Source organism: Achromobacter sp. (assembly GCF_036567245.1).
In the GTDB taxonomy this organism is placed as follows: domain Bacteria; phylum Pseudomonadota; class Gammaproteobacteria; order Burkholderiales; family Burkholderiaceae_B; genus Achromobacter.
The window spans coordinates 1-8054 of record NZ_DATCUY010000617.1 but is presented as its reverse complement, the minus strand read 5'-3'; the positions used below and the strand labels follow the sequence as shown (position 1 = coordinate 8054).

General features: G+C 67.6%; 6 protein-coding genes and 1 pseudogene. 3 read left to right on the top strand and 4 right to left on the bottom strand.

The features are described 5' to 3' along the window. Nucleotides 1–131 (top strand): annotated as a pseudogene (locus VIR09_RS26275) (CoA transferase); the annotation flags it as partial. Nucleotides 132–423: 292 nt separating this feature from the next. Then, entirely contained in the window at nucleotides 424–2430 is a 2007-nt protein-coding gene (locus VIR09_RS26270) for a PEP/pyruvate-binding domain-containing protein (protein ID WP_332015530.1), read from the top strand. A gap of 5 nt (nucleotides 2431–2435) precedes the next feature. Here VIR09_RS26270 and VIR09_RS26265 read toward each other — a convergent pair whose 3' ends face one another. Both VIR09_RS26265 and VIR09_RS26260 read right to left on the bottom strand, forming a co-directional pair. Beyond that, the gene (locus VIR09_RS26265) at nucleotides 2436–3413 is read right to left on the bottom strand and encodes a tripartite tricarboxylate transporter substrate binding protein (protein WP_332015529.1); all 978 of its coding nucleotides are present in this window, start codon (nucleotides 3411–3413) and stop codon (nucleotides 2436–2438) included. Nucleotide 3414: 1 nt separating this feature from the next. After that, entirely contained in the window at nucleotides 3415–4698 is a 1284-nt protein-coding gene (locus tag VIR09_RS26260; protein ID WP_332015528.1) for an amidase, read from the bottom strand. A gap of 89 nt (nucleotides 4699–4787) precedes the next feature. On the opposite strand from VIR09_RS26260, the gene VIR09_RS26255 reads away from it, so the two are divergent. Continuing rightward, nucleotides 4788–5699, top strand: coding sequence for a LysR substrate-binding domain-containing protein (locus tag VIR09_RS26255; protein ID WP_332015527.1), 912 nt, complete (start codon nucleotides 4788–4790; stop codon nucleotides 5697–5699). A gap of 53 nt (nucleotides 5700–5752) precedes the next feature. Here VIR09_RS26255 and lpdA read toward each other — a convergent pair whose 3' ends face one another. Beyond that, nucleotides 5753–7156, bottom strand: a complete 1404-nt coding sequence (gene lpdA, locus VIR09_RS26250) for a dihydrolipoyl dehydrogenase (RefSeq protein WP_332015526.1) — start codon at nucleotides 7154–7156, stop codon at nucleotides 5753–5755. Between the two features lie 2 nt (nucleotides 7157–7158). Further along, nucleotides 7159–8054 (bottom strand): dihydrolipoamide acetyltransferase family protein (locus VIR09_RS26245; RefSeq protein ID WP_332015525.1); only part of this gene is annotated, 896 nt, incomplete at its 5' end.

Sequence of the window (8054 nt, the reverse complement as noted above, 5' to 3'; positions counted from 1 at the left end):
GTCCCATCCAGGCGTTGCTGCCGCCGGCGACCTTGTCGGGCGCCGCCGCGGCGATGGGCGCCGTGCCGGCCTTGGGGCAGCACACCGTGGCCATCCTGGCGGAGCTGGGATTCGACGCCGACGCGGCCTGACGACGGGGAGCGCATGCCGGTTGCGAAAAAAAGGGGCAGCGGATGCTGCCCCTTCAAAAAGGCCCTGCGAGAAGCCGCCACCAAGTGTGCAAGCGTGGCTGCGTTCCCGTAGCGCCGGCGTGGCGATTAAGCCTGGCTGGCATTAGACGACATGCTGGACCGCAAGCCCATCACTGAAATTGGGTATTTTGCATGCCTGCGGCAACGTCAACGCACAGTTGGCCACATCCGGAAACAACCAACGGCTGGGCTCCGATATCATCGCGGCTCCCTGCGCCCCGCCTGCCCGTACATGCATCCATTGCCCGCACCACGCCGCCGCCCGTCCCTGCGCCTGCCCCGCCTGATCGTCCTGGCCGCGCTCGGCACGCTGGCCGCCACTTCCGGCCCGGCCGTCCAGGCGCAAACCGCCCGCAAGCCTTCGCCCTACGAAAACTCCCGTCCGCTGCGCCCCGACGAGCGCGCAGCGCAGGCGGAAGACGGCAAGCAAGCGGGCCCGGCCTTCCTGGGCCAGATCCGGACCCAGGCCGAGTTCCAGCAACTGGCCCGGGTCTACAACCCCGGCACGCCGCTGGAGATCCCGCACGTGCTGTTCGTGATCGACCGGAAGCAAGGCGGCAAGATCTACTACGTCAACACGCCGCGCTACGCGCTGCATGAGAACTTTGCGCGCGAGCGGCACCTGCTGCCCGCAGACGACAAAGCCACGCTGATCGCGCAGTACAAGGATCCGCAACGGCGCCTGCTGTTCGGCACCCTGAGCTGGCAACGCGACCTGCCCGGCTACACCTATGAATTCTGGGAAGGCGACCGGCTCACCCCGGACCTGCTCAAGCTGACCGATGAAAAACTGAAGGCCAGCTTCCACGAACCGGTGCGCTTCAAAGCCAATTCCACGCTGCATGAACAGGTCGCGCAGACCGCCGGCCTGAACGCCGTGACGCAGGAATCCTTGCTGCGCGAACAGACTTTCCTGCCGTTGAACACCGGCCAGGCCCAGGGCCGGCTGCGCATCGTCGCCTCGGTGGACGACACGCCGGACCTGTCGCCGACCGATATCCTGGTGCTGGACGAAGTGCCGGTCGCGCTGCCGCCGGTGGCCGGCCTGGTCACGCAGCGGCCCTCCACGCTGCTGTCACACGTCAACCTGCTGGCCAAGGGCTGGCGCATTCCCAACGCCTATGTGCGCGATGCCGTGGCGGCGCTGCACGAGTACGACGGCCAGTGGGTCGAGCTGACCGTCACCAGCAATGGCTATCAGGTGCAACGCATCGCCCAGCCTGTAGCGGCGCCGCCGCCCAAGGCCGCCCTGGCGCTGCCCAAACCCGACCTGACGGTCAAGGCGATCAAGCCGCTCGCCGGCATGACCACGCGCGACAGCCGCCATTGCGGCGTCAAGGCGGCCAACCTGGGCGCGCTGAAGTCCGCGCTGCCGCCCGCGGCCACCGTGCCGGACGGCTTTTGCATCCCCTTCGCGCAGTATGCGGCGTTCATGACGCAACTGGGCGTGCCGCAACGCATCGCCGCGCTCGAGCAGCGGCCGGACTTCGCCAGCGACGCCAACGTGCGCCGCGCCGAATTGGCCGCGCTGCGCCGGGACATCGTCCAAGCCCAACCCGACCCGGCGCTGGACGCCGCGTGGCGCGAACGCTGGCGGAAGCAACTGCAAGGACGCGGCGTATTTGTGCGCAGCTCGTCCAATTCCGAAGACCTGCCGGGCTTCAGCGGCGCGGGGCTCTACACCACCGTGCCCAACGTCACGCAGGCCGACGCGCTGGCGCAGGCAGTGCAAACGGTGTGGGCTTCGGTCTACAACTATGAAGCCTACGAGGCCCGGCGCGCGGCCGGCATCGGCCAGGGCGGCGTGGTGATGGCGGTGCTGGTGCAGCAGGCGGCGGCGTCGGACAGCTCGGGCGTGATGATCACGCGCGATCCCTTCGATGCCTCGCGCCGCTACGTCACCTACATCTCGGCCAAGCGCGGCCTGGGCATCAAGGTGGTGGAAGGCAAGCGGCAAGCCGAGCAACTGATGTACTCCAGCTGGTCCAAGGCGGTACAGGTGCTGAGCCGTTCCGCCGAGGACACCCAGCTGGTGGCGGACGCCGCCGGCGGCGTGCGCGAAGTGCCGATCGAAGGCCCGCGCCAGGTACTGAATGACACCCTGGTGGCGCGCCTGGCTGCCGTGGGCAGCCAGATCAAGCAGCGCCTGGGCGGCGTGGACCAGGATATCGAATGGGCCGTGCAGGGAGAGAACATCCTGATCCTGCAGGCCCGGCCGTATATCGACGGCAGCCGGTAAGGACTTCAGTCCGGACTCGCGCCCGAGGCCTGCACGACCTGCTTCCACTGCATGAACTCGGCCTGCTGGCGCGCCGCCAGCTCGGCCGGGCCGTCATGCATCATCGTGACCCCCAACTGGTCGAACTTCTGTTGCAGCGCCTGGTCCGCAAGGACTTTCCGGATGGCCTGGTGCAAGGTGTCGATCGACGCGCGGGGCGCTTCCTTGGCGCCATAGAACGCGACCCACAGGTCGCCGCGGAAACCCGGTATGGCTTCGTTGATGGCAGGCACGTCGGGCAGCAAGGCGTTGCGTTTTTCGCTGCTGACGCCCAGCGCGCGCAGCTTGCCGGCCTTGATGCCTTCGACCGCCGAAGGCAGGCTGGCGAACAGCATGGGCACCTGATTGCCCATCACGTCCGCCATGGCCGGCGACACGCCGCGATAGGGAATGTGCTGCATGCGCAGGCCGCCCATCTGGTCCAGCATCACGCCCAGCAGATGGTTCAAGGTCCCCGCGCCCGCCGAGGCGTACTGGTACTTTTCCGGATTGGCCTTGATCAGGGCCATGAATTCTTTCATGTCCTTGGCGGGAAAGGCAGGATTCACGCACAGCACGTTGGGCACTTCACCCACTGCGGCGATCGGCGTGAAGTCCTTGATCGGATCGAATTTCGCGTCTTTGTAGACCCAGGGCACGATCAACTGGTTGCTGTTGGCCGTGAACAGCACGGTGTAGCCGTCCTGCGGCTCGGGCAGGAAGGCCTGCGTGCCCACGACGCCGCCGGCGCCAGGCTTGTTGATGACGACCACGGGCTGTCCAAGCTCGGCGCCGAGCTTTTCTGCCATGATGCGCGCAACGATGTCCACCGTGCCGCCAGCCGCCGTCGGCACGACGACATTGATCGGACGGTCAGGAAAGGCGGCATGGGCCTGCCCCAATCCCGCCACGGCCGCGGCGGCGCACAGGGCCAACATGCCCTGCTTCAGTGTCTTGAATCCCATTTCATTCCCCTTGCTGTTTCAGCAGATGATGTAACTTCCGGCCGACGGCGAGCAAGGCCAGGTCCTCGCCCAAATTGCCGACCAATTGCATGCCCAGAGGTAGTCCCGCAAGGCTGAACCCGGTCGGCAGGTGCAGGCATGGCCACCCCAGCACCGACCAGATCTTGTTGTATGCAGCGTCGCCGGTATGCGCCAACCCCTGCGGCGCGGGACCCGGGGTGCTGGGCGTAAGCACCAGGTCGGCGCCGCCGTAGAGCGCGCTCCAGCCGTAACGCAGCGCGGCCTGGACCTCGCGCATCTCCTGATACTGCCCGGCCCCGATGGCCAGGCCATGCGCCACCGCCTGGCGCAAGGCGCCGCTCAGGGCATAGCCCTGGCGCTCCAATACCGGCGCCAGGCTGCGCGCGAACTCGTAGTGCATGATCACGTCGTGCGCCTGCAGCAAGAGCGCCGTCTCATGCTCGGCTTCCACCGTCACGCATCGCATTCCATGCGCGGCCAGTACGGCGCGGGCGCGTTCGATCTCGGCCTGACTCTCGGCGCACAATCCAGCTTTCGGATTTTTCAGCTGCACCGCAATGGTCAGTTGCCGCTTCTCCGCGGCATCCGCGTCCGCCCCGCCGACCAGCACGTCGGCAATGGCCTGGACGTCCGCCACGCTGTTCGCGTACCAGCCTATGGTGTCCAGCGATTCGCAGGTGAGCTTCATGCCGTCCCGGAACACGCGGCCGACGCTCGGCTTGAATCCCACCACCCCGCAATACGCGGCCGGACGGATCATCGAGCCTCCGGTCTGCGTGCCCAGAGCGGCAGGCACCATGCCGGCCGCCACGGCGGCTGCGGAGCCGCTCGAAGAGCCGCCAGGCGTATGCGCCGGCGCATGGGGGTTGCGGGTGGGACCCGGCGTCCTGAAGGCGAATTCGGCCGTCACCGTTTTGCCCACGGGGATCGCGCCGGCAGCGCGCAACATACCCACGCTGCAGGTGTCGAACGCTGCCTTGCCGGCCATCAAGGCGGGCGCTCCGAAACCGGTGGGCATATCGGCCACGTCGATCACGTCCTTGATGCCGATGGGCACGCCGGCCAGCGCGCCGGCGGCATGGCGCTCCGGTTCCATCCGTTCCAGCGCCGCGACGGGCAGCACATGGCTCCAGGCGCGAATCGCCGGCTCTTGCCGGGCGATGGCCGCCAGGCTCTGGCGCGCCGCCGCGAACACCGCCGCCTCGCCGTCCCTCACTCCTTGAGCGATGGCAGTGACTGAAGCGGACATGGAAGCGAGGGACATATGCGGATCCGGCATGCCGGTTGAATGTAGCGATGCGGCATCTTAGGAACTGGACTAATCTATGTCCAATTGGTAATTTCGCCTTAATTATGTCGAAATCAGAATTAATCTTCCTGGATGGCCGGCTGCTGGTCCTGTTCTGCACCTTGGCGGAAGAGCTGCACTTCGCCCGGGCGGCGGCGCGCCTGTTCATGACGCAGCCGCCCCTCACGCAGCAGATCAAGCGACTGGAAGCGATCGTCGGCGTGCCCCTGTTCGTGCGCACCACGCGCTCGGTGAAACTGACGCCCGCTGGCGAAATCATGTACGAACGGGCGCGCAAGATCGCCGCGGATACCCAGCTCATGCTGCGCCAGGCGCGCCGGACGGCGCGCGGCGAGACCGGCTCGCTGGTGATAGGCATCACGCCCAGCGCCGCGAGTTCGCCGCTGGTATCTGCGCTCAGCCACTACCGCGATGCGCACCCGGAAGTCCGGCTCGATCTGCGCGAGATGAATTCCGTGGACATGGAGCCCGCGTTGCGGTCGCGCGTGGTCGATGTGGCGCTGATGCGTCCGCATCCGCTGGATGCGGATATCGTGACCCGCGTCATCTACGAAGAGCCCCTGCGCGTGGCGCTGCGCCACGACCATGCGCTGGCGAACCAGCGTGATGTTGCGCTGGAAGAACTGCTGGAATTTCCCTTGGTAGGCTACCGCCAGGACATCTCGCCGTACTTCCGCAACATGATCCAGGCGCTGTTCGCGCGTGCGCAACTGAAGCCGGAGATCGCGCAGGAAAGCGTCATTCCCACGCTGCTGACGCTGGTGGAAGCCGGCATCGGGCCTGCGCTGGTGCCCCAATCATTGTCCCGGATGCGCACGGATTCATTGCGCTTCCTGCCTTTGCGCGATGTGGCGGGAGCCACGGCTCAGGTGGTGTTGGCGGCGTTGCGCGACCAGGGCAATCCTGCGGTGGAGGGATTCAGCGCCGCCTTGGCGCAAGCCGTAGCCCCTCGCTAGGCACTGTCCAGGCCTGCGGCGGAACGCCGCGCAAGCGCGGCGTTCCGTGACTGCTAGATGTGCAGCGCGTGGCCCAGCGCCTTGAGCGCCGCTTCCTGCACCGCTTCGCCCAAGGTCGGATGCGCGTGGATGGTGCCCGCCACGTCTTCCAGCGTGGCGCCCATTTCCAGCGACTGGCCGAAAGCCGTCGACAGTTCCGACACGCCTCGTCCCACCGCCTGCCAACCCAGGATCAGGTGGTTGTCGCGGCGCGCCACCACGCGCACGAAGCCGTCGGTGGATTCCAGCGTCATCGAGCGCCCGTTGGCGGCGAAGGGGAAGGACGCCGTCAGGCAGTCCAGGCCGGCGCTTTCCGCCTCATTGGGCGACAGGCCGGCCACCACGACCTCGGGATCGGTGAAGCAGACCGCAGGAATGGACGCCGGCTGGAAATGCCGGCGCTTGCCCGCCACCAGTTCGGCCACCATCTCGCCCTGCGCCATGGCGCGGTGCGCCAGCATGGGCTCGCCGGCGATGTCGCCGATGGCCCAGACGTCGCGCATGGAGGTGCGGCACTGGTCGTCGATGCGCAGCGCGTTGCCCTTGCGGTCCAGCTGCAGGCTTTCCAGTCCCCAGTCCTGCGTGCGCGGACGCCGTCCCACCGCGATCAGCACGCGGTCGGCCGGCAGCAGGGTTTCGACGCCCGCCGCGTCCTGCACCCGCACCGCATTGCCCGCGCCGTTCAGGCCCAGCACCTTGCGGCCCAGATGCAGATCCACGCCCATCTTCGCCAGCGCGGCGGCCACCGGCTTGGTGAGTTCCGCGTCATAGGTCGGCAAGATGCGGTCCTGCGCTTCCACCACCGCCACCTCGGCGCCGAGCTTGCGGTACACGGTGCCAAGTTCCAGGCCGATGTAGCCGCCGCCCACCACCACCAATTGCTTGGGGATGCTGGTGGGCGATAGCGCCTCGGTGGACGACACCACCATGCCGCCAAAAGGCATGGAGGGCAGCGGCGTGGGCTCGGAGCCCGCCGCCAGCAGCAGGTGTTCGCACTGGATGCGGACAGCGCCGGACTCGCCGGTGTCCACTTCCACGGTCTTGCCGTCCAGCAGCCGGGCCCAGCCGCGCACCACTTCCACACCGTTCTTCTTCAGCAGCGCGGCCACGCCGCCGGTCAGCTTGCCGACGATGCCGTCTTTCCAGGCCACGGTCTGGGCCAGGTCGATGGCGGGCGCCGACACCGAAATGCCCAACGCCGACTTGCCCGCGTAATGGCGCGCCTTGTCGAATTCCTCGGCCGCGTGGATCAGCGCCTTGGAGGGAATGCAGCCGATGTTCAGGCAGGTGCCGCCCAGTTGGGCGCCTTCGACCAGGATGGTCGGCACGCCCAGCTGGCCAGCGCGGATGGCGGCGACGTAGCCGCCAGGGCCGCCGCCGATCACCAGCAAAGTCGTAGTCTTAGTGATCTGGCTCATGCTTACTCCACGAAAAGCAGCGCGGGTTGTTCCAGCAGCGCGCGCACCGCCTGGATGAAGCGCGCCGCGTCCATGCCGTCCACCACGCGGTGGTCGAAGGACGACGACAGGTTCATCAGCTTGCGCGCCACCACGGCGCCGTTGCGGATGGCGGGCCGCTCGACGATGCGGTTCACGCCCACGATGCCGACCTCGGGATGGTTGATCACCGGCGTGGTGACGATGCCGCCCAAGGGGCCCAGGCTGGTGATGGTGATGGTGGACCCCGACAGCTCGTCGCGGCTGGCTCCGCCTGTGCGAACCGCTTCGGCCAGGCGGACGATCTCGGCCGCCATGGACCACAGATCGCGCGCCTCGGCGTGGCGCATGACCGGCACCATCAGCCCGCCGTCGCTTTGCGTGGCGATGCCGATGTGGACCGCGCCGTAGCGCGTGACCACGCCGCCTTCGTCGTCATAGCGCGCGTTGATCTGCGGGAAGTCGCGCAGCGCCACGACCATGGCGCGCGCCAGCAGCGGCAACAGTGTGAGCTTGCCGCGCGAGGCGCCCCATTTCTGGTTGAGGCTGGCGCGCAGTTCTTCCAGTTCGGTCACGTCGATTTCCTCGACGTAGCTGAAGTGCGGGATGCGGCGCTTGGACTCGGCCATCTTCTGCGCGATCTTGCGGCGCAGGCCGATGACCGGCACGTTTTCCTCGTCGTTGCGTTCGGCATAGGCGACACCGCCGCGGGCTTGGGTCCCCGCCCCCTGGCCTTGCAGGTAGGCGTCCAGGTCTTCGTGCAGGATGCGGCCGGCCGGGCCGCTGCCAGGCACGTAGCGCAACTCGATGCCCAGGTCCCAGGCGCGCTTGCGCACGGCGGGCGAGGCCAGCGGCTTCTCGCCGGGCTGACGCGCGACGG